Raw genomic sequence first — 20,467 nt, 5'->3', positions numbered from 1 at the left:
AGAAATCCGTGTGATGCCCGAAGGCAATCAAGACGCCGGTACGACGGACGGACGGTCCAAGTGCATGTCCGGGCGACAGTTCGCACGAACCGGGCGAAGCCAGCGAAAGTGGCGAGGCCCGGGGACATGCAGCAAGCCGTGAAAAGAACCATCGCGTGCGGAGCGCAGGCGTTGAGCCTCCTCCGTGGCAGGTTTGCCGTGTGCCTTCCAAAGCACACGGCTGCCGTATGCCCCAAAAGGCATACGGCGCCGCGGGCGCGGTGAAACGCCCTTGCGTTCCGCACAGCCCTTTCGGGCAAGGGAAGGCAAAGAAGACCGGCAAGCCTCAGGCCGGATATGAACGGGGGGCGACGATGCACGTCCGTAGCCCGGATGAGCGCAGCGAAATCCGGGAACTGACTCCGCGACACGTCTCACCCGGATGTCGCTTCGCTCATCCGGGCTACAGGCAAACCAAAGGTCACAAACGTCGCAAAATGACGATGCTATGTTTCCGCGTGTACGTCCGCAGGCTGCCGTCGCGGTTCGACCGGTTCGCGCGCCGGCGGATTGTAGTAGCTCGCGGCAACCTCGGAGTAATCGGTGGCGCCGGGCGGCGCCCAATCCGGTCCGAGCAGGCCGAGTGCATCCGACATCTCGCGCGTCGCGGCGAACAGTTTCGGCAGGCAGGACTTGTCGCGGCTCGGCGGCAGCCGCTTGCGGGTCGAGGCGATCGCAATCGAGAACCGCACATGACCGTTGGAATCGAAGCAGGGCGCGGCGAGGCCGCGATCGTCCGGTCGCAGGCCTTCGCCCTCGCTGACCGCCCAGCCGCGGGCGCGGACCTCCGCCAGTTCCGCAAGCAGCATCGGCACGTTGCGCAGCGTGCGCTCGGAATAGACGTGCATGCTGCGGCCGCGATACAGCAACTCGATCTCCGCGCGCGAGCGCCAGGCGATCAGTGCCTTGCCGGCAGCGGAGGCGTGTGCGTCGACCATCGCGCCAAGCATTCGCAGGCCGGGCCGCGCTACGCCTGCCTCGGCGCAGAAGCGCGCTTCGGCGCCCTCCAGCACCGCCAGGCGGATGGTCTCGTTCAGGTCCTTCGCCAGCCGCACCATGATCATGCGTGCCCGGTTGTTGATGCCCTGGACGACGCGGTCCGGGCTTCCGAGGCGAAAGGCGTTGTAGCTCAGCACGTAACGCCGGGTCGCCTCGATACGGTAGACGAACCCGCGTTCGCACAGCGCGCGCAAGGCCCGGTAGGCCGTGCTGGCATCGAGCTTCACGCCACGTGCGATTTCGGTGAGCGTCAGCGCCTTGGAGGTGTTGCCGAGAAGCTCAAGGATGCTCAGGACACGTCCGACCGAGCGGTTCTGGTACACAGCCATGCGCTTCACTCCCGGCAGAAGCCTCATCCCATTGAGCCGACGCAATATGGAAACTTGACGACGGCAAGGCGCTTTTATCGCTGCGCTTTTTTGCGGATGCGCTTCACTGCAGCGAATCTAACTAAGCATGGCAGCGGCGCCGACTGCAAGTTTGCTGCAGCGCACATTTGGCCAAGGTGGTATGACATCGTACAACTTTGCGTCGGGAGCATGCGGGGGCTACTAAAGTTCAGGTGCGACGGTTTGCTTTTTCGCTGGATGAAAACTTCCGCCGATTGGGATTCGATAGCAAACTGATGCGCCGATAGAGTTTGCGACGGCTCGCGAAGCGACCGAAGATGACAAAAAGAAGAAACGACGACTAAGGGAATAGGAATCGCCGCGAGCTAGCTCGTGGCATCACGGGAGGACAGATGGCCAGTGTCGATATTCGCAGCGTCACCAAGCGGTTCGGCAGCGTCCAGGTGCTGCACGGCGTCGATGTCGATATCGACGACGGTGAATTCGTGGTGCTGGTCGGCCCCTCTGGCTGCGGGAAATCGACCCTGCTCAGGATGATCGCAGGGCTGGAAAACATCACCAGCGGCGAAATCCGAATCGGTCCCCGGGTTGTGAACAATGTCGCGCCGAAGGAGCGCGACATCGCGATGGTGTTCCAGAACTACGCGCTCTACCCGCACATGACCGTGTACGACAACATGGCCTTCTCGCTGATGCTGGCCGGTGCGCCGAAGGACAGGATCCAGCAGGAAGTGAACCGCGCTGCCGGCATTCTCGGGCTGGGCCAGTTCCTCGGCCGCTATCCGCGGCAGCTGTCCGGCGGGCAGCGCCAGCGTGTGGCCATGGGACGCGCGATCGTGCGGAACCCGCAGGTGTTTCTGTTCGATGAACCACTGTCCAACCTCGACGCCAAGCTGCGGGTGCAGATGCGCGCCGAGATCAAGGACCTGCATCAGCGGCTGAAGGTGACGACCGTCTACGTCACCCATGACCAGATCGAGGCCATGACCATGGCCGACAAGATCGTGGCGATGAGCGACGGCAATGTGGAGCAGATCGGTTCGCCGCTCGATCTCTATGACCATCCGACGAATCTGTTCGTCGCGAGCTTCATCGGCTCGCCGGCGATGAACCTGCTCAAGGGCGAGATCTCCGGCGACCAGTTCCGCACCGAGGGTGGCGCGATGCTGCCACTGCCGAAAAGCATGGGCTCCGGACCTGCGGTCTACGGTATCCGTCCGGAATACATCCATCTCAGCCCCGACAAGGGCATTGAGGCGCGCGTGCACCTCGTCGAGCCGATGGGGTCGGAAACCCAGGTCTCGGTGCGCGTCGGCGAGACGCCACTCGTCTGTACGTTCCGCGAACGCGTCAATGCCAAACCGGGCGAAGCCATCCGCATCATGCCGGACCGCGCGCTGGCGCACGTTTTCGATGCCGAGAAGGGCAATCGAATTTCAATCAACTAGGGAGACGTCATTGCGAGCGTAGCGAAGCAATCCAGTCCGAGGGCCGCGGATGCAGCGCTCGATCGTGATGACGAGGCGGAGTCTATAACTAATTCAAAAGGATAGAGGAGGACGTCATGCAGGATCAATTCACTCGCCGCGACGCATTGGCTCTTGGCGTTTCTGCCGCCGCGCTCGCGGTCACCGGCGCGTCCGCGCAGCAGTCGAGAATCAAGGTCGCGGACGTTCCGGCGCCGGACTTCAAGATCGAGAGCGGCGCGAAACTCAGCATGCTGCGGCCGGTCAAGTTCGTGCAGCCGGACGAAGACATCTTCCGCGGCAACGCCAAGCGCTTCACCGAGAAGACCGGCGTCGAGGTGAAAGTGGATTTCGTTGGTTGGGAAGACATCAACCAGCAGACCGCGGTGACGTCGAACAGCGGTGCAGGCCCCGACCTCATCATCGGCTTCTCGGACGCTCCGCACATCTATGCCGACAAGCTGATCGAGCTCACCGATGTGGCTGATTATATAGGCAAGCGCTACGGCGGCTGGCTCACCATGGCCCAGCGGTACGGCAAGCGCCACGACAGCAATGCGTGGATCGGCATTCCGTTCGGTGCAAGCGCAGGGCCGCTGATCTACCGCAAGTCAGTTCTCCAGTCCGTCGGTTACGACAAGGTTCCGGAGGACATGCCGGGCGTGCTGGAGCTCTGCAAGAAATTGAAGGCTGCCGGCAAGCCGGCGGGCTTTGCGCTCGGTAATGCCGTGGGCGACGGTAACGGTTTTGCGAACTGGATCCTGTGGTCGCACGGCGCGTCGCTCTTGAACGAGAAGGGCGACGTGATCATCAACTCCAAGGAGACGGTCAACGCGCTGGGCTATCTGAAGGAGCTCTATCCGACCTTCATTCCTGGCACGACCTCGTGGAACGATGTCTCCAACAACCGCGCGTACTCCTCGGGCGAAATCTCGATGACGGCGAACGGCGTCTCGCTCTACTTCTCGATGAAAAACGATCCGGCGACGCGGCCGGTCGCCGACGACTCCGAGCACCAGCTGCTGCCGAAAGGCGTGGCGGAGACGGCGCCGATGGGCGGCCTGTGTCTGAATGCCATGGTGTTCAAGCACTCGAAGTTCCCGAATGCCGCCAAGGCGTTCGTGACTTACATGCTGGAGCGCGAGCAGTACGAGCCGTGGCTCGATGCGAACAGCGGCTACTGGTCGCAACCGCTCGCCGCCTATGAGGACGCTGCGGTCTGGTCCGGCGATCCGAAGGTCAAGCTGTTCAAGGACAGCATGAAATCGAAGTTCTACACCGGCTACAAGGGTCCGATCTCGCAGGCGAGCGGCGCGGTCAACGCCGACTATGTGCTGGTGCAGATGTGCGCGTCGGTGGCAACCGGCGAAGCGACGCCGGAGGCCGCTGCGAAGGAAGCCGAGCGCCGCGCCCGCCGTTACTATCGGCGGAGCTGAATTGGAAGCGTGAACCGAGGTGGTCGTCAAACCTGACGCGTCATGGCCGGGCCTGCCCGCCATAGCTCGAAGAGCGAAGGCGGGAGCCGGCCATGACGGCGCCTCCAGTTCGATGACGTTAGCCGGAACCATGAAATGGCACTGACCACAGCGACTGCAATTGACCAGGTGGCGGTCCGGACGCGAAGGCCCAACGCGCTGGCGCGGCTGTTCGACAACAAGCTGTTCCTGATCTTCGTATGCCTGACGCCGGCGGTCGGCCTGTTGGCCGTGTTCCTGTCCTATCCGCTCGGCCTCGGTATCTGGCTGGCGTTCACCGACACCACCATCGGCCGGCGTGGCGTCTGGATCGGCCTTGAGAACTTCGAGTACCTGCTCAGTGATCCGTTGTGGTGGAACGCCGTGTTCTACAGCGTGCTCTATACCGGCGTCGCCACGATCGGAAAATTCGCGTTGGGCTTCTGGCTGGCCTTGCTGTTGAACCAGCACCTGCCGTTCAAGAGCATGCTCCGCGCCATCGTGCTGCTGCCGTGGATCGTGCCGACGGTGCTGTCGGCGATCGCGTTCTGGTGGATCTATGATCCGCAGTTCTCGATCATCTCGTATCTGCTGGTCGACGTGCTGGGTTGGCGCGAGACCAACATCGATTTTCTCGGCAACCCGTGGTCGGCCCGCTTCTCGCTGATCGCCGCCAACATCTGGCGCGGCATACCGTTCGTCGCCATCTCGCTTTTGGCTGGCCTGCAGACGATCTCGCCGTCGCTCTATGAGGCCGCGATGCTCGATGGCGCGACGCCCTGGCAGCGCTTCCGCCACATCACGCTGCCGATGATGATGCCGATCCTCGCCATCGTCATGACCTTCTCGATCATCTTCACCTTCTCCGACTTCCAGCTCGTCTACGCCATCACCCGCGGCGGCCCGGTGAACTCTACGCACCTGCTCGCGACGCTGGCGTTCCAGCGCGGCATCGCCAGCGGTGAGCTGGCGGAGGGAGCGGCGATCGCGGTGTCGATGATTCCGTTCCTCGTGTTCGCAACGTTGTTCAGCTACTTCGGCCTCGGCCGCCGGAAATGGCAGCAGGGATCAGACAATGAGTGATGTCGTCACCAATCAGGTCAACGCGGCTGCAACCAAGCCGGAGATGATGTCGTGGGATTCGAAGACCCGCAGGATCATCACGATCTATCTGCCGCTGGCCGTCTTCGTTTTCATCCTGCTGTTCCCGTTCTACTGGATGGCACTGACGGCGTTCAAGCCGAACGCGGAGCTTCTGGACTACAAGACCCACAATCCGTTCTGGATCACGTCGCCGACCCTCGACCACATCAAGCATCTGCTGTTCAACACCGCCTATCCGCGCTGGCTGTGGATCACGATGCTGGTCGCGGTGGCTTCGACCTTCCTGTCGCTGCTCGCGAGCACGCTTGCGGCCTATGCGATCGAGCGGTTGCGGTTCAAGGGCAGCCCGTATGTCGGTCTCGGCATCTATCTGGCGTATCTCGTGCCGCAGTCGATCCTGTTCATTCCGCTGGCGACCGTGATCGTCCAGTTCGGCCTGTTCGATTCGCCGCTGGCTCTGATCCTGGTGTTCCCGACCTTCCTTGTGCCGTTCTGCACGTGGCTGCTGATCGGCTACTTCAAGTCGATCCCTTATGAGCTGGAGGAATGCGCGCTGGTCGACGGGGCGACGCGGCTGCAGATCCTGCGCAAGATCACACTGCCGCTGGCGGTGCCGGGGCTGATCTCGGCCGGAATCTTCAGCTTCACGCTGTCGTGGAACGAGTTCATCTACTCGCTCGCCTTCATCCAGAGCAGCGCAAACAAGACCGTGCCGGTGGCGATCCTGACAGAGCTCGTCTCCGGCGACGTCTATCAGTGGGGCGCGCTGATGGCGGGCTCGCTGCTCGGCTCGCTTCCCGTCGCGCTGTTCTATTCGCTGTTCGTCGACTACTACGTCTCGTCGCTCACCGGCGCAGTCAAGGAATAGGGGCCATCCTGCCGCGGCCTTGCTGAAATCTTCAAAAAATCCGAACACTGCCGGAAGCGATCTTCGGGGGAGATGAACATGGCAGGGCGGCTCAAGGGCAAGGTGGCGGTGGTGACGGGCGCGGCGCCGCGCGGCGAGGGCGTCGGCAACGGCATGGCGGTTGCCATCATGTTCGCGCGCGAGGGCGCGAAGGTGGTGCTGGTGAACCGCAGCGTCGAGCGGGCCGAGAAGCTTGCGAAGACGATCAAGGACGAGGGCGGCGAGGCCTCCGTGTTCGCGGGCGACGTTGCCAGGGCCGACGTGTGCGAAGCGATGGCCGATTTCACGGTGAAGACCTACGGCCGGCTGGATATCCTGCACAACAATGTCGGCATCGGTGCGCCGGGCACGCCGGAAACGGTGACGCTGGAAAACTGGAACAGGGTGCTCGAGGCCAACCTCACGACGACGATGCTGTGCACGAAGTCATGCCTGCCGCGGATGAAGGCGAGCGGTGGCGGTTCCGTCATCATGGTGTCGTCGATTGCCGGGGCCCTCGGGCTGATGGGCAGTTCCGGCGCGGTGGCCTATTCGACGGCGAAGGCGGGCCTGCACGGCTTCACCCAGTCGGTCGCCGCCGACTATGCGACGCAGAACATCCGCGCGAACTGCATCGTCGTCGGCTCCGTGCATACGCCGATGGTGGCGCACATGGGCGACGAAGCGCGCGAGCGGCGCCGCAAGATGGTGCCGATGCAGACCGAAGGAACCGCGTGGGACATTGCCTATGGGGCGGTCTATCTCGCCTCCGACGAATCGCGCTGGGTCACGGGGCTGCTGCTGCCGATCGACGGCGGTCTCGTCGCGTTGCGCACCTGGCCGCGGTGAAGCGTCTAGGCAACTGGCGCACGCCGGACTATCGTTGCGAAAGGCGCGACATAACAAGCGCCGGTCAGGGAGCAGGCCATGGACGAACGCACTGCCGCGCAATCCGCCCAACGCTCGAACGCGCAGCCTCATCGCAGCACCGCCGACATCGTGATCGACAGCCTTGTCGGCGCCGGCATCGACAAACTCTACTGCCTGCCCGGCGTGCAGAACGATCCGTTCTTCGATGCGCTGTGGCATCGCCAGTCTGACCTCAAGCCGATCCACAGCCGGCACGAGCAGGGCGCTGCCTATATGGCGATGGGCGCAGCGCTTGCGACCGGCAAGCCGCAGGCATGCTGTCTCGTGCCCGGTGTCGGCTTCCTGAATGGGGCTACGGCGTTCGCCACCGCTTATTCGACCGGCGCGCCGGTGATGATCCTGCTCTCGCAGATTCCGATGGCGCAGATCGGCCGTGGTTTCGGCGCGCTGCACGAGGTCGTCGACCAGACCGGCATCCTGCGCTCGATGACGAAGGCCTCACGCCGGATCGACAGTGCGTTCGAAGCTCCAAATGCGATGCAGGCGATCTTGAGCGACCTGGTCTCGGGCCGTCCACGTCCCGTCGGCGTCGAAGTACCGACCGACGTCTGGGCGAATGCCGCGCCGACCGCGGCGCTTGCCGCGGCTGAGCCGCGTGTGGCTCCGGTCGACTGGGCCTTGATCGAGCGCGCAGCCGAGCTTCTCGCCAAGGCCGAGCGTCCGCTGATCATCGTCGGCGGCGGCGCGCAGGGCGCCTCTAGGGAGGTGCGCGAACTGTCGGAGCGCCTGCAGGCGCCGGTGACGGCTTTGCGCATGGGCCTCGGCGTGATGGATGCGCGGCATGCGCTGGCAGCGCCGTGGGCGGTGGCACATCAGCTCTGGCCTGCGGCCGACGTGGTGCTGGCGATCGGCAGCCGCATGTCGGTCCCCTATCGCGGCTGGGGCACCGACAAGAAGCTCACCATCATTCGCATCGAAACGGATGCCGAGGAGATCGGCCGCATCGAACGGCCGACACTTGGCATCGTCGGCGATGCGAAGGCGAACGTCGCGGCGTTGCTCGAGGTGCTGAAGCCCGTCAAGCAGCGGCCGATGACGGCCGAGCTCGCCGAGCGGAAGGCGAAGTTCACCGCAGCCGTCGAAAGCGAACTGCCTGAACAGATTGGCTGGGTGAAGGCGTTGCGCACGGCGCTGCCGGAGGACGGCATCCTGGTCGAGGAGATGACCCAGATCGGCTATGCCTCGCGGTTCGCGTTCCCGGTCTACAACCCGCGCAGCTACATCACCTCGGGTTTCCAGGGCACGCTCGGCTGGGGCGTCGCGACCACGGTCGGCGTCAAGGCGGCGCTGCCGGATCGTCCGGTGGTCTCGATCAACGGCGACGGCGGCTTCATGTTCACGATGCCGGAGCTTGCGACCGCCGTGCACTTCAAGCTGCCGATCGTCTTCGTCGTGTTCAACGACAATGCGTATGGCAACGTCCAGCGCATCCAGAAAGAGAGTTTCAACGGACACGTCATCGCCAGCGACCTGACCAATCCCGACTTCGTCAAGCTCGCCGACAGTTTCGGCGCGCGTGCTGCGCGGGTAACGACGCCGGCCGAACTGACCGCGGCGATTACCGCAGGCCTTGGCGCCGATTTGCCGACGGTGATCGAAGTGCCGGTCGGCGCCATGAAGGCGCCGTTCCAGTTCATGAATCTGCGCCGCGTGCGCGGCGGGTGAAGGCCGGGACGTCTCCCGGCCTTCAGTATTACATCAAGGCGCGCATCAGTTCGATGCGCGGCGCGGCGGCGACGCTGGCCATGACTTGATCAGCGTATCGTAGTCGATGGTCTCGCCCTTCGGCTTCTCGTTGGCAAGCTTGCGGGCAGGGGCGACGTTGCCGTCCTTCTCGGACTTGGCGAACCAGAACTCCGCGGTCTGTTTCGGGTTCAGCTTCGGCCCGCACTCGCCCTGGACGTTGGCGCGCTCGAGCCGGCCGAGGATCTCATCCTGGGCGGCCGCGAGCGAATCCATCGCCGCCTGCGGCGTCTTCGCACCGGACGACGCATCGCCGATGTTCTGCCACCACAGCTGCGCGAGCTTCGGATAGTCCGGCACGTTGTTGCCGGTCGGGGTCCACTGCACGCGCGCAGGCGAGCGGTAGAACTCGATCAGCCCGCCGAGTTTCGGCGCACGCTCGGTGAAGCTCGCATCCCAGATGTCGCTCTCGCGGACGAAGGTGAGGCCGACATGGGCCTTCTTCAGCGACGTGGTCTTGGCGACCAGGAACTGCATGTAGAGCCAGGCCGCCTTCCGCCGCTCGACCGGCGTCGACTTCAACAGCGTGATGGAGCCGGCGTCCTGATAGCCGAGCTTCATTCCGTCCTTCCAGTACGAACCGTGCGGCGATGGCGCCATGCGCCATTTCGGCGTGCCGTCCGCGTTCATCACCGGCAGGCCTGGCTTCACCATGTCGGCGGTGAAGGCGGTGTACCAGAATATCTGCTGGGCGACATTGCCCTGCGCGGGGATCGGCCCGGACTCCGAGAAGGTCATGCCGCGGGCGTTCGGCGGCGCGTACTTGTTCAGCCAGTCGACGTACTTGGTAATCGAGTACACCGCTGCCGGGCCGTTGGTGTCGCCGCCGCGCTCCACAGACGAGCCGACCGGACGACAGCCTTCCATGCGGATGCCCCACTCGTCGACGGGCTTGCCGTTGGGGATGCCCTTGTCGCCGTTGCCGGCCATCGACAACCACGCGTCGGTGAAGCGCCAGCCGAGCGAGGGATCCTTCTTGCCGTAGTCCATGTGACCATAGACCTTGACGCCGCCGATCTCCTTCACGTCGTTGGTGAAGAACTCGGCGATGTCCTCATAGGCCGACCAGTTCACCGGCACGCCGAGATCGTAGCCGTACTTGGCCTTGAAGCGCGCTTTGAAGTCCGGATTGGTGAACCAGTCGTAGCGGAACCAGTAGAGGTTCGCGAACTGCTGCACCGGAAGCTGGTAGAGCTTGCCGTCGGGACCGGTGCCGAACGACTTGCCGATGAAGTCGTCGACATCGAGGGTGGGCAGCGTCACGTCCTTGCCTTCGCCGGTCATCCAGTCCGACAGCGGCACCGCCTGCTGGTACCGGAAATGCGTGCCGATCAGATCGGAATCGTTGATCCAGGCGTCGTAGATGTTGCGGCCGGACTGCATCTGCGTCTGGATCTTCTCGACCACGTCGCCTTCCTGGATCAGGTCGTGCTTCAGCTTGATGCCGGTGATCTCGCTGAAGGCGCGGGCCAACGTCTTGGCCTCGTATTCGTGCGTGGTGATGGTCTCGGAGACGACGTTGATCTCCATGCCGGCGAATGGCTTCGCGGCATTGATGAACCACTGCATCTCCTTCATCTGCTCGTCCTTGGAAAGCGTCGAGGGCTGAAATTCCTCGTCGATCCATTTCTTCGCGGCCGCTTCATCCGCCACCGCCGGCATCGCCGAGATGCCTGTCAGCGCGATCACGGCGAGTGCGCTGGACAATAGAAGGTGGTCTCTTGGTATCCTGGTTCGCATAGCTTCCTCCGTTAATGACATACGAGCTGCGTCCGGGTGGGCTCCCGGTTCTCTGCTTCTGTTCCGTTCGTCAGACCGTGCGGAAAATGCCGGCGGCCACCACGAGCGAAATGGCGGTTGCGAGCCAGAGGCTCGAAAGTTTGATCCCTCCTCCAATAGGCAGTGTTGCGATCGTGTTGACGCCGACGACGCCGATCCAGGCGAGATGGATGACCGCGGCGATGATCAGCGAGATGAACAGGCGATCGCCGCGCGTGGTCGGTATACCGAGCACGCCGACCCGCTCGGCCTCGGGCTTCGCCAGCGCAAGCAGCGTCATCGCGAGCAGCGTTGCGGCCAGAAGTGCAAAGAACAGGCCGGTCGCGGGCGTCCAGGCCATCCAGGCGAGATGATCCATCGGCGCTCCCTCACACCCGTCCGAGCGCGAAGCCGCGCGCGATGTAGTTGCGGACGAACCAGATCACGAGCGCGCCGGGCAGGATGGTGAGCACGCCCGCGGCGGCCAGCAGTCCCCAGTCCATGCCCGCCGCCGATACGGTGCGGGTCATGGTGGCGGCGATCGGCTTGGCGTTGACCGAGGTCAGCGTGCGCGCCAGCAACAGCTCGACCCATGAGAACATGAAGCAGAAGAAGGCGGCAACGCCAACGCCGCTCGCGATCAGTGGCATCAGCACTTTCAGGAAGAAGCGCGGGAACGAATAACCGTCGAGGAAGGCAGTCTCGTCGATCTCGCGCGGCACGCTGGAGATGAAGCCTTCGAGAATCCAGACGGCGAGGGGGATGTTGAACAGGCAGTGGGCGAGCGCGACAGCCCATGGCGTATCGAACAAGTTGATCGCGGAATAGAGATTGAAGAACGGCAACGCGAACACTGCCGGCGGCGCCATCCGGTTCGACAGCAGCCAGAAGAACAAGTGTTTGTCGCCGAGGAAACGGTAGCGTGAGAATGCGTAAGCGGCCGGCAGTGCGAATGAGATCGACAGAATCGTGTTGATGACGACGTATGTCAGTGAGTTGATGTAGCCCGAATACCAGCTCGGATCGGTGAAGATGATGCGATAGTTGTCCAGCGTCGGACGGTTCGGCCACAGCGTCATCGTCGAGATGATCTCGGTGTTGGTCTTGAAGCTCATGTTGATGAGCCAGTAAATCGGCAGCAGCAGGAAGATGAGGAACAACGTCAGGATGATGTGGCGGCCTGGAATCTGTTGCATCACACGCCCCCCGTTTCCGGCCGGCGCTCGGTGCCGACATTGGTCATCACCGTGTAGAACACCCAGCAGACGATCAGCACGATCAGGTTGTAGACGATCGACATCGCCGCGGCCTTGCCGAGGTCGAACTGGCCGAGCGCCAGCTTGACGAGCTCGATCGACAGGAACGTGGTCGAGTTGCCGGGACCGCCGCCGGTGACGACGAACGGCTCGGTGTAGATCATGAACGAATCCATGAAGCGGAGTAGAAAGGCGATCAGCAGCACGCGCTTCATCTTCGGCAACTGGATCGCGGTGAAGACCGCCCAGCGCGACGCGCCGTCGATGTGCGCGGCCTGGTAGTAGGCCTCAGGGATGGACTTCAGTCCGGCGTAGCAGAGCAGCGCAACCAAACTGGTCCAGTGCCAGACGTCCATGGCGATGATGGTCAACCAGGCGTCGAGCGGATTGGCGACGTAGTTGTAGTTCAACCCGAAAAGGTTCAGCGTGTAGCCGAGCAGGCCGATATCGGACCGCCCGAAGATCTGCCAGATTGTGCCGACCACGTTCCATGGGATCAGCAGCGGCAGTGCCAGGATGATGAGGCAGGCGGCGACGCGCCAGCCTTCGCGCGGCATCGACAGCGCGACCAGGATGCCGAGCGGGATCTCGATCGCCAGCACGGCCGCCGAGAACAGCAGGTTGCGCCAGAGCGAGGCGAAGAAGCGGCCGCCAAGCTCGGTCGAAGGATCGAGCAGATCCTTGTACCAGCCGACCCCGTTCCAGAAGAACTGGTTGTTGCCGAAGGTATCCTGCACCGAATAGTTCACGACCGTCATCAACGGGATGATTGCCGAAAAGGCGACCAGCACGAATACCGGCAGTACCAGGAGCCAGGCCTTCTGGTTGACGATCTTCTCCATCAGGCCGCTCCCTCGACGAGGCGGCTGTCCGCATAGACATGAACATGCGCTGGATCGAAGTCGAGCCCGACATCGGCGCCTGCGAAGCTCATGCCATTGGGTACCTGCGCTGCAAGCTTCTGCTCGCCGACGCGAACACGCGCAAAACGCGTACGGCCAAGGTCGTCGATCCGCTCGATCCGGGCGTTCAGCAAGTTGGGCGCCGGCGCCGCAACACGCACGAACTCCGGCCGCACGCCGATCTCGATCCGCGCGCCCGCTGGCAGCCTGTCGTAGGCGCGCGTCAGCGCGATCGGATGGCCGGACAGGTGTGCACGCCGGCCCTGCACTGTTGCGGGCAGGATGTTCATCCCCGGCGAACCGATGAAGTAGCCGACGAAGGTGTGTGCGGGCTTCTCGAACAGGTCCTGCGGCGTGCCGCTCTGCACGACCATGCCGTCCTGCATCACCACGACGGTGTCGGCGAAGGTCAGCGCCTCGGTCTGGTCATGCGTCACATAGATCATCGTCAGGTCGAGCGCGCGATGCAGCGCCTTCAGCTTCGAGCGCAGCTCCCACTTCAAGTGCGGATCGATAACCGTCAGCGGCTCGTCGAACAGGATCGCCGCCACGTCCGGCCGCACCAGCCCGCGGCCGAGCGAGATCTTCTGCTTGGCGTCTGCGGAGAGCCGGGTTGCCTTGCGCTTGAGGTGCGGCGTGAGATCGAGCAACTGCGCAATCTCAGCGACCCGCGAGGCGATCTGCTCGCCGCGCAGCCCGCGATTCTTCAGCGGGAAAGCCAGGTTTTCCGCGACCGTCATGGTGTCGTAGATCACCGGAAACTGAAATACCTGCGCGATATTGCGGCGCTGTGTCGACAGCGGCGTGACATCGCGCTGGTCGAACAGGATGCGGCCGCGCGACGGCTTGACCAGACCGGAGATGATGTTGAGCAGCGTGGTCTTGCCGCAGCCGGAAGGTCCAAGCAGCGCGTAAGCGCCGCCTTGTCGCCACGTCATCGACATCGGCTTCAGCGCGTAGGTTGCGGGATCGGCCGCAGGGCCGTGATAGGAGTGGGCGAGGTCGACGAGATCGATGCGGGCCATGGATCCTCACATCGTTGCGGGGGCGGCGACCAGCCGCCCGGACGGATCGAAGACGTAGAGATCGGCGGGATCGATTTCCGCATCGAGCCGGTCTCCCGGCGCGTACTCGACCACGCCGGGCATCACTGCAACCCAGTTGAAACCGTCGCACTTCAGGTGGACGAAGCTCTCCGAACCGGTGATCTCCGTCAAAAGGACCGTGGTTGCGAACGAATGACGTTCGTTCTTGCCGCTGGCTGCCGCAAGCTGGTGAGCGCGGAAGCCGACCTCATAGCCGCCGTCGGCAAGATCCCTGTAGAGGCCGTTGGCTGGCGCGCGTTCGCCGCTCGCGTAATGGATCGAGCCGTCCTTCTTCTCGACGCCGACCCTGTTCAGCGGCGGATCGGAAAACACTTCGGCGACACGCAGCGATTGCGGATGGCGATAAACACTGGCCGTATCGCCGGTCTGCAGGATCTCGCCTTCCCACATGCAGATGGTGCGGCCGCCCAGCAGCAGGGCTTCCGTCGGCTCGGTGGTCGCGTAAACGAAGATCGCGCCGGAAGCTTCGAAGATGCGCGGAAGCTCGGCGCGAAGTTCTTCGCGCAGCTTGTAGTCGAGATTGGCGAGTGGCTCGTCCAGCAGCACCAGGTCGGCGCCCTTGACGAGGGCGCGGGCGATCGCCGTGCGCTGCTGCTGGCCGCCGGACAGCTGCAGCGGCGTGCGATCGAGGTAGGGCTCCAGTCCCAAAAGCTTTGCGACGCTCTGAACGCGCGCGTCGATGTCGCGATGCTTGCCCGCAACGCGCAGCGGTGAGGCGATGTTCTCGTAGACCGTCAACGACGGATAGTTGATGAACTGCTGATACACCATCGCCACCGAGCGCTTGCGCACGTCGATCCCGGTCACGTCCTTGTCGTCGACGAGAACCCGACCGGTGTCGGGCCGATCAAGACCCGCCAGGAGCCGCATGAGCGACGTCTTCCCGGCGAGCGTCGGGCCGAGCAGGACATTGAGCGTGCCGCGGTCAAGCGTCAGCGACGTCTTGTGCAGGTAAGGGACGCCGCTCACGAACCGCGTCACATGGTCGAGCGTGACACTCACGCGCGCTCTCCCGCATAACGTTGCGTTGCGGACACGTCGCGCGCGGAGCGCATCCAGGACTCGAGCTCTTCGGCTTCTCGCGGTGTCAGCCGCAATCCGAGCTTGGAACGCCGCCAGAGCATATCCTCGGCGGTCTGCGCCCATTCCGTCGTCATCACGAAACGCACCTCGGCCTCGGTCAATGTGGCTCCGAAGTGCCGGCCAAGGTCGGCGAACGATGTGGCTTTTCCGAGAATGTCTCGGGCGCGGGTGCCGTAGGCGCGCGCGAGCCTTAACGCATGGTCGGGTTCGACGAACGGCCACGCTGCCTGCAACGCGGCTGCGAGATCGGCCGGGCCGTGCACATCGAAGTCGCCGCCGGGCAGGGGCGATTTCGCGGTCCAGCCTTCGCGCCGGCGCAGGCTTTCGGGGAGAAACGGCGCGAGCCGTTCGAGCGCCTCTTCCGCAAGTCGCCGGTAGGTCGTGATCTTGCCGCCGAAGATCGAGAGCAGCGGCAGATCATCGCCGGAATCGAGCTCGAACACGTAGTCGCGCGTTGCGGCCTTGGCCTCGCTCGCCCCGTCATCATAGAGTGGCCGAACGCCGGCATAGGTCCAAACGACGTCCGCAAGCTTGACCGGATGCGCGAGATAGTCGCTGACGGACTGGCAAAGATAGTCGACCTCCTCTGGCGTGATTTCGACCTTGGCCGGATCGCCATCGTAGTCGCGATCGGTGGTGCCGATCAGCGTAAAGTCGTTCTCGTAAGGAATGACGAAGACGATGCGGCCGTCCTCGTTCTGGAACATGTAGGCGCGGTCGTGGGCATAGAGCTTGCGAACGACGATGTGGGAGCCCTGCACGAGGCGCACGCCGGCGCGCGCATGGATGCCGGCCTTGCGGGCAAGCACATCTTCGACCCACGGGCCTGCCGCGTTGACGAGGCTGCGGGCGCGAATGGTCTCGCGTGCGCCAGTGCGCGTGTCTTCGATCGTGACCTGCCACACGCCGTCCGCGCGTTTGATATCGGTCGCGCGGGTACGCGTCCTGATGAGGGCGCCGCGCTCGGCCGCGTCGAGCGCATTGAGCAGGACGAGCCGAGCATCATCGACGAAGCAGTCGGAATATTCGAAGCCGCGGGTGAAGCGGCCCTTGGCCAGCGGCGCTCCGGCGATGTCGGTCGCAAGATCGAGGGTTCGCGCCGGCGGCAGCAGCTTTCGGCCACCAAGGTGGTCGTAGAGGAACAACCCGAGCCGCAACAACCAGGCCGGCCGGAGCTTCTGATGGTGCGGCAGCACGAACCGCATCGGCTTGATGATGTGGGGCGCGAGCCGCCACAGCACCTCGCGCTCGATCAGCGCCTCGCGGACGAGGCGGAACTCATAATATTCGAGATAGCGCAGGCCGCCGTGGATCAGCTTGGTCGACCAGGACGACGTCCCGCTCGCCAAGTCATTCATTTCACAAAGGAAAACGGAGAAGCCGCGCCCGGCGGCGTCGCGTGCAATGCCGCAGCCGTTGATGCCGCCGCCGATGATCGCGAGATCAAAGACTTGATCCAAAAGCGCTTCCCCGGGTCAACCACTTTCGTATCTAGCGATTTTATTTCGGATCGGCATCAATACGCAACAGAAAGCGAAAGGGAGGGCGGTGCGACATATTTTCAACCGGCGGGTGATTTCGAGCGTCCGAAGACGTTCGAGACCAAACGGCGGTGATGAGCTGTTCTCGTGAAAAAACCGCAGCGGGCCTTGCGGCACGTGCGAGCCATTGGAGGAACGCGGCTGCTCGCTCGTGAGGCCTACGCCACTTGCCCGTGACGCTCGCCGACGGATCGCGGGGCAGGACCATCGATGCGCGGCACGGCCGAGAGCAGCTTCATGGTGTAGGGATGCTTGGGTGCGTTCATGACCTCGTCGGCGCGGCCGATCTCGACCATCTTGCCATGATGCATGACAGCGACGCGGTCGGCGATATGCGCGACCACGGAAATGTCGTGCGAGATGAACAGATAAGCCACACCGAGCCGGTCGCGCAGGTCGGCCAACAGATTCACGATCGCGGCCTGCACGGAGACATCCAGCGCGGAGACGGGCTCATCGCAGACGATGAAGCGCGGCTCGGTTGCCAGCGCGCGGGCGATGCCGACGCGCTGTTTTTCGCCGCCGCTCATCTGGTGCGCATAGCGATCGGCATAATGAGCGGGCAGCCTGACAAGGTCCAGCAACTGGCGGACACGCGCGGGAATCTCGCCCGACGGAGCCAGACGAAAGCGTTCGATAGGCCGAGCCAGCAACTCGCCGATGGTCTTGCGCGGGTTGAGTGACGAATCCGGATTCTGAAAGACGATCTGCGCCGAACGGCGCATCGATTCCAGCGCGCGCTGGGCCTTGCCCGACACCATCTCGCCAGCGATGCGAATGGTGCCGGAATCGGGTTCAACCAGACGCAGGATCGAGAGGCCGAGCGTCGTCTTGCCGGAGCCGGACTCTCCGACCAGACCCAGCACCTCACCCGCTGCGACCTCGATCGAGATATCGTTGACGGGTTTGATTTCAGTTGATGTCGCGAGGCGACGCCACTTGAAAGCGAAGCCGGCGTGCCGCCCGAAGGTTTTGGTCAGGTGCTCGACCGCAACGACCGGCCCGGCATGCGGGGAGCGGACAACTTCCGCGAACTGCTCGCTCTCACCCGGGCGCGGCCAAGGTGCCTCGCGTAGTGCTTCGGCATTTGTGCAGCGGACTTGACGGTCCCCCAGCTTGCGCAGGATCTGCGGCTTGTCGCTGTCCGGCGTGGCGAAGGGGCAGCGTCTGGCAAAACGACAACCGGTCGGTGGGTTGCGCAGATCGGGCAGGCGTCCTGGGATGGCCGCGAGCCGACCCTGCTTCTGTCCAATCCTTGGAATCGCCGCAAGCAGCCCCTTGGCATAGGGATGGATCGGCCGCTGGAGTACGTCCTCGGTTCGTCCCTGCTCGATGATCTGCCCGGCATAGAGCACAGCCACTTCATCGGAGATGCGCCGGACCACTCCGAGATTGTGGCTGATGAAGACCATGGTCATGCCGCGCTGGCGACGCAGTCCCTCCAGCAGGTCGAGGATCTGCGCCTCGATTGTGACGTCGAGCGCCGTGGTGGGCTCATCGAGGATCAGCAAGTCCGGCTCGGAGGCGAGAGCGCCGGCGATCAGGGCGCGCTGGCGCATGCCGCCCGACAATTCGTGTGGGTAGGCTTTGGCGACGCTCTCAGGCCTGACGATGCCGACCTCGTCGAGCAGTTCGATCGCCCGCGCGAAGGCGCGCTCCGTCGAGAAACCGCGATGATGAACCAGTCCTTCGCCAACCTGATCGCCAATGCGCAGCGACGGATTGAGCACCGAGAAGGGGTCCTGGAAGATCAGGCCGATCCGCGATCCGCGCAGGCGCCGACGTTCTTCGACGTTCATCATCATGATGTCTTGACCGTCGAACAGGATACGTCCGGAGGGGATTGATGCCTCCTGCGGCAGGAGGCCCATCGCAGCGAGCGCGACCGTGCTTTTGCCTGATCCGGATTCACCGACCAGGGCAACTGTCGACCCCTTCTCGACCTGCAGTGAGATCGAGGACAAGGCCTCAATCTCGCCGCCAGGCGTGCGGTAACGGACGGTGAGGTCATCGATCAGCAGCATGGCTTCAACGTTCCGTGACGCGCGATTTCAAGCGAGGATCCAGCCTTTCGCGCGCGCCGTCTCCGAGCAGGTTGATGCCGATCACAAGCAGGCACATCGCGAAGCCCGGAGCGAGCGCGATCCACGGGGCACGATCGATGAATGCGCGCGCCTCGGAGATCATCAAACCCCAATCCGAGCTTGGCGGCTGGGCGCCGAGACCGAGGAAACTGAGCGCCGAACCAAGCAGGATGGCATAGGTGACGCGCAAGCTGGCCTCGACGATCAGCGGCGGCCAGGCATTGGGAAGGATTTCGCGAAACAGGATGTAGGAATTGGTCTCCGCGCGCGCCTTCGCTGCCTGAATGAACTCTTCGTTCGCGAGCGTCAGCGTGACGCTGCGCGCCAACCGCGCGATTGGCGGAATATAGACAAAGCCGACTGCGAGCGCCGTCTTCCAAAGGGCGGGCGGCGTGACCGCGAGCACGAGCAGGCCGAGCATGATCGGGGGAATGGCCATGAATACATCGGCAAGCCGCATCAACACCTCGTCGACCCAGCCGCGGAAATAGCCGGCGGCGAGCCCCATCGGGATGCCGACGGCAAGGCTCACGAGTGTTGCGCTCACGCCCATGGCGAGCGAGAGCCGCGTGCCCATCAGCAGGCGGCTGAGGACGTCGCGCCCATACTCATCGGTGCCGAACCAATAGGTGGCATTGGGTGGAACGAACCGGGTGCGCATCGAGATGGTGTCCCAGGGATGCGGCGCGATCCAGGGCGCGAGCAGGCCGAGCAGGACGATGCTCCCGGTGATGACAAGCCCCACTTTCAGTTGCAGCGACATCGGCCGCCGGGGCGCCGCCTCGATAACGGGCGCTTCAGTGATCTGATCAACCGACATTGCGACCGAACCGGATCTTGGGGTTGAAGCGGGCATAGAGCAGGTCCGCCAACAGGTTTGCGAGGGCGTAGATTGCGGCAACGACGAGGATGGCCGCTTGCAAGGTCGGCAGATCGCGATTCTGGATGGAGAAGACAATCAGTCGACCGAGGCCCGGATAGGCGAAGATCGTTTCCACAACGACGATGCCTCCCATCAACCTGCCGAAATCCAGAGCCAATACCGTGATGGTCGGCAGTAGCGCGTTGCGCAGCGCATGATGCATGACCACGACGCGCTCGGGCAGGCCCTTGGCGCGAGCCGCGGTCACATAGGGACTTTGCAGGACCTCGATCATGCTCGAACGCGTCAGGCGCGAGACATGGGCGAGGTGCCCGAAAACCAGCGTCATGGTCGGCGCGATCAGATGCTTGGCCCAGACCGTGAAGCCTGCCGAGAGCGGTTCATAACCGGACGCCGGCAGCCAGCCGAGCCAGGCCGCGACGACGATGATGACGATGATCGCCCAGAAGAATTCAGGGACTGCGATACCGAGGTAAGTGCCAACTGAGATTCCGTGGTCGAGGGGACCTCCGTGCCGCAATGCTGCGATGATGCCGAGACCGATGCCGATGACGGCGATCAGAACGAAGGAAGCCCCGGTCAGCATCATTGAGCGGCCGATCGCTTCCATGAGCAGCGGCCCGATCGGCCGGTTCATCAGCGTCGACTCGCCGAGATTGCCGCTGAGGAAGCCGCCGGCCCAGCGCACATACTGTAACCAGATCGGATCGGTCAGCCCGAGCTTGAGCTCGAGAGCGCGCACCTGCTCCGGCGGAGCGAAAGGCCCCAGGATCAGATGCGCGACATTGGCGGGCAGAAGCGCCGTGATGCTGAAGACGAGCATCGAAACCGCCACGAGGACGAGCACCACGAAAAGCAGGCGCCGCGCGATATAGCCGGTCAT

General features: G+C 63.7%; 17 protein-coding genes. 6 read left to right on the top strand and 11 right to left on the bottom strand.

The genetic code is table 11. The features are described from left to right. Positions 1–485: 485 nt before the first annotated feature. Entirely contained in the window at positions 486–1,367 is an 882-nt protein-coding gene (locus RCO31_RS32070) for an IclR family transcriptional regulator (protein ID WP_308972433.1), read from the bottom strand. Between the two features lie 413 nt (positions 1,368–1,780). On the opposite strand from RCO31_RS32070, the gene RCO31_RS32065 reads away from it, so the two are divergent. From RCO31_RS32065 to RCO31_RS32040, 6 genes are all read left to right on the top strand, one after another. Then, a complete protein-coding gene (locus RCO31_RS32065; protein ID WP_308972432.1) occupies positions 1,781–2,836 on the top strand; it encodes a sn-glycerol-3-phosphate ABC transporter ATP-binding protein UgpC in 1,056 nt (351 codons plus the stop codon). Between the two features lie 116 nt (positions 2,837–2,952). Then, positions 2,953–4,290 carry an extracellular solute-binding protein gene (locus tag RCO31_RS32060; RefSeq protein WP_308972431.1) on the top strand — a complete coding sequence of 446 codons (1,338 nt, stop codon included), beginning with the start codon at positions 2,953–2,955 and terminating at the stop codon, positions 4,288–4,290. Between the two features lie 135 nt (positions 4,291–4,425). Beyond that, on the top strand, positions 4,426–5,391 hold the full coding sequence (locus tag RCO31_RS32055) for a sugar ABC transporter permease (protein WP_308972429.1): 966 nt from the start codon (positions 4,426–4,428) through the stop codon (positions 5,389–5,391). A 43-nt stretch (positions 5,392–5,434) separates the two neighbouring features. Continuing rightward, a complete protein-coding gene (locus RCO31_RS32050; protein WP_374991564.1) occupies positions 5,435–6,280 on the top strand; it encodes a carbohydrate ABC transporter permease in 846 nt (281 codons plus the stop codon). A gap of 78 nt (positions 6,281–6,358) precedes the next feature. After that, on the top strand, positions 6,359–7,147 hold the full coding sequence (locus tag RCO31_RS32045) for an SDR family NAD(P)-dependent oxidoreductase (RefSeq protein ID WP_308972427.1): 789 nt from the start codon (positions 6,359–6,361) through the stop codon (positions 7,145–7,147). A 78-nt stretch (positions 7,148–7,225) separates the two neighbouring features. Further along, positions 7,226–8,893, top strand: a complete 1,668-nt coding sequence (locus RCO31_RS32040; protein WP_308972426.1) for a thiamine pyrophosphate-dependent enzyme — start codon at positions 7,226–7,228, stop codon at positions 8,891–8,893. A gap of 45 nt (positions 8,894–8,938) precedes the next feature. Here RCO31_RS32040 and RCO31_RS32035 read toward each other — a convergent pair whose 3' ends face one another. The 10 genes from RCO31_RS32035 to RCO31_RS31990 all read right to left on the bottom strand — a co-directional run bounded on the left by RCO31_RS32035 (position 8,939) and on the right by RCO31_RS31990 (position 20,467). Next, entirely contained in the window at positions 8,939–10,633 is a 1,695-nt protein-coding gene (locus tag RCO31_RS32035) for an ABC transporter substrate-binding protein (RefSeq protein ID WP_374991563.1), read from the bottom strand. Between the two features lie 148 nt (positions 10,634–10,781). Beyond that, complete coding sequence (locus tag RCO31_RS32030) at positions 10,782–11,108, bottom strand: DUF2160 family membrane protein (protein WP_308972424.1); 327 nt, start codon at positions 11,106–11,108, stop codon at positions 10,782–10,784. Between the two features lie 10 nt (positions 11,109–11,118). Continuing rightward, positions 11,119–11,925, bottom strand: coding sequence for a carbohydrate ABC transporter permease (locus tag RCO31_RS32025; RefSeq protein WP_308972423.1), 807 nt, complete (start codon positions 11,923–11,925; stop codon positions 11,119–11,121). Next, positions 11,925–12,827, bottom strand: coding sequence for a sugar ABC transporter permease (locus tag RCO31_RS32020; protein ID WP_308972422.1), 903 nt, complete (start codon positions 12,825–12,827; stop codon positions 11,925–11,927). Before RCO31_RS32020 ends, RCO31_RS32025 begins: the two co-directional genes overlap by 1 nt. Beyond that, positions 12,827–13,912, bottom strand: coding sequence for an ABC transporter ATP-binding protein (locus tag RCO31_RS32015; protein WP_308972420.1), 1,086 nt, complete (start codon positions 13,910–13,912; stop codon positions 12,827–12,829). Before RCO31_RS32015 ends, RCO31_RS32020 begins: the two co-directional genes overlap by 1 nt. Before the next feature lie 6 nt (positions 13,913–13,918). Beyond that, positions 13,919–14,995: an ABC transporter ATP-binding protein gene (locus RCO31_RS32010; RefSeq protein WP_308972419.1), complete on the bottom strand. Its 1,077-nt coding sequence runs from the start codon at positions 14,993–14,995 to the stop codon at positions 13,919–13,921. Continuing rightward, positions 14,992–16,536, bottom strand: a complete 1,545-nt coding sequence (glpD, locus tag RCO31_RS32005) for a glycerol-3-phosphate dehydrogenase (protein WP_308972418.1) — start codon at positions 16,534–16,536, stop codon at positions 14,992–14,994. Before glpD ends, RCO31_RS32010 begins: the two co-directional genes overlap by 4 nt. 239 nt (positions 16,537–16,775) lie before the next feature. After that, positions 16,776–18,641, bottom strand: a complete 1,866-nt coding sequence (locus tag RCO31_RS32000; RefSeq protein ID WP_308972417.1) for an ABC transporter ATP-binding protein — start codon at positions 18,639–18,641, stop codon at positions 16,776–16,778. Between the two features lie 4 nt (positions 18,642–18,645). Further along, positions 18,646–19,521: an ABC transporter permease gene (locus RCO31_RS31995; protein ID WP_308972416.1), complete on the bottom strand. Its 876-nt coding sequence runs from the start codon at positions 19,519–19,521 to the stop codon at positions 18,646–18,648. Further along, positions 19,511–20,467 (bottom strand): ABC transporter permease, encoded by a 957-nt coding sequence (locus tag RCO31_RS31990; RefSeq protein WP_308972415.1) that lies wholly within the window; start codon positions 20,465–20,467, stop codon positions 19,511–19,513. The genes RCO31_RS31995 and RCO31_RS31990 overlap by 11 nt, the downstream gene beginning before the upstream one ends.

It is taken from the genome of Bradyrhizobium sp. LHD-71, assembly GCF_031157255.1.
Taxonomy (GTDB): Bacteria; Pseudomonadota; Alphaproteobacteria; order Rhizobiales; family Xanthobacteraceae; genus P52-10.
This window is presented reverse-complemented; position numbering and strand designations above follow the sequence as displayed.

What these genes read in the sequence shown, in the direction of transcription:
- RCO31_RS32070 (WP_308972433.1), bottom strand. Translation starts at nt 1,367, where the DNA reads ATGGCTGTGTACCAGAACCGCTCGGTCGGACGTGTCCTGAGCATCCTT.
- RCO31_RS32065 (WP_308972432.1), top strand. Translation starts at nt 1,781, where the DNA reads ATGGCCAGTGTCGATATTCGCAGCGTCACCAAGCGGTTCGGCAGCGTC.
- RCO31_RS32060 (WP_308972431.1), top strand. Translation starts at nt 2,953, where the DNA reads ATGCAGGATCAATTCACTCGCCGCGACGCATTGGCTCTTGGCGTTTCT.
- RCO31_RS32055 (WP_308972429.1), top strand. Translation starts at nt 4,426, where the DNA reads ATGGCACTGACCACAGCGACTGCAATTGACCAGGTGGCGGTCCGGACG.
- RCO31_RS32050 (WP_374991564.1), top strand. Translation starts at nt 5,435, where the DNA reads ATGATGTCGTGGGATTCGAAGACCCGCAGGATCATCACGATCTATCTG.
- RCO31_RS32045 (WP_308972427.1), top strand. Translation starts at nt 6,359, where the DNA reads ATGGCAGGGCGGCTCAAGGGCAAGGTGGCGGTGGTGACGGGCGCGGCG.
- RCO31_RS32040 (WP_308972426.1), top strand. Translation starts at nt 7,226, where the DNA reads ATGGACGAACGCACTGCCGCGCAATCCGCCCAACGCTCGAACGCGCAG.
- RCO31_RS32035 (WP_374991563.1), bottom strand. Translation starts at nt 10,633, where the DNA reads ATGCCGGCGGTGGCGGATGAAGCGGCCGCGAAGAAATGGATCGACGAG.
- RCO31_RS32030 (WP_308972424.1), bottom strand. Translation starts at nt 11,108, where the DNA reads ATGGATCATCTCGCCTGGATGGCCTGGACGCCCGCGACCGGCCTGTTC.
- RCO31_RS32025 (WP_308972423.1), bottom strand. Translation starts at nt 11,925, where the DNA reads ATGCAACAGATTCCAGGCCGCCACATCATCCTGACGTTGTTCCTCATC.
- RCO31_RS32020 (WP_308972422.1), bottom strand. Translation starts at nt 12,827, where the DNA reads ATGGAGAAGATCGTCAACCAGAAGGCCTGGCTCCTGGTACTGCCGGTA.
- RCO31_RS32015 (WP_308972420.1), bottom strand. Translation starts at nt 13,912, where the DNA reads ATGGCCCGCATCGATCTCGTCGACCTCGCCCACTCCTATCACGGCCCT.
- RCO31_RS32000 (WP_308972417.1), bottom strand. Translation starts at nt 18,641, where the DNA reads ATGCTGCTGATCGATGACCTCACCGTCCGTTACCGCACGCCTGGCGGC.
- RCO31_RS31995 (WP_308972416.1), bottom strand. Translation starts at nt 19,521, where the DNA reads ATGTCGGTTGATCAGATCACTGAAGCGCCCGTTATCGAGGCGGCGCCC.
- RCO31_RS31990 (WP_308972415.1), bottom strand. Translation starts at nt 20,467, where the DNA reads ATGACCGGCTATATCGCGCGGCGCCTGCTTTTCGTGGTGCTCGTCCTC.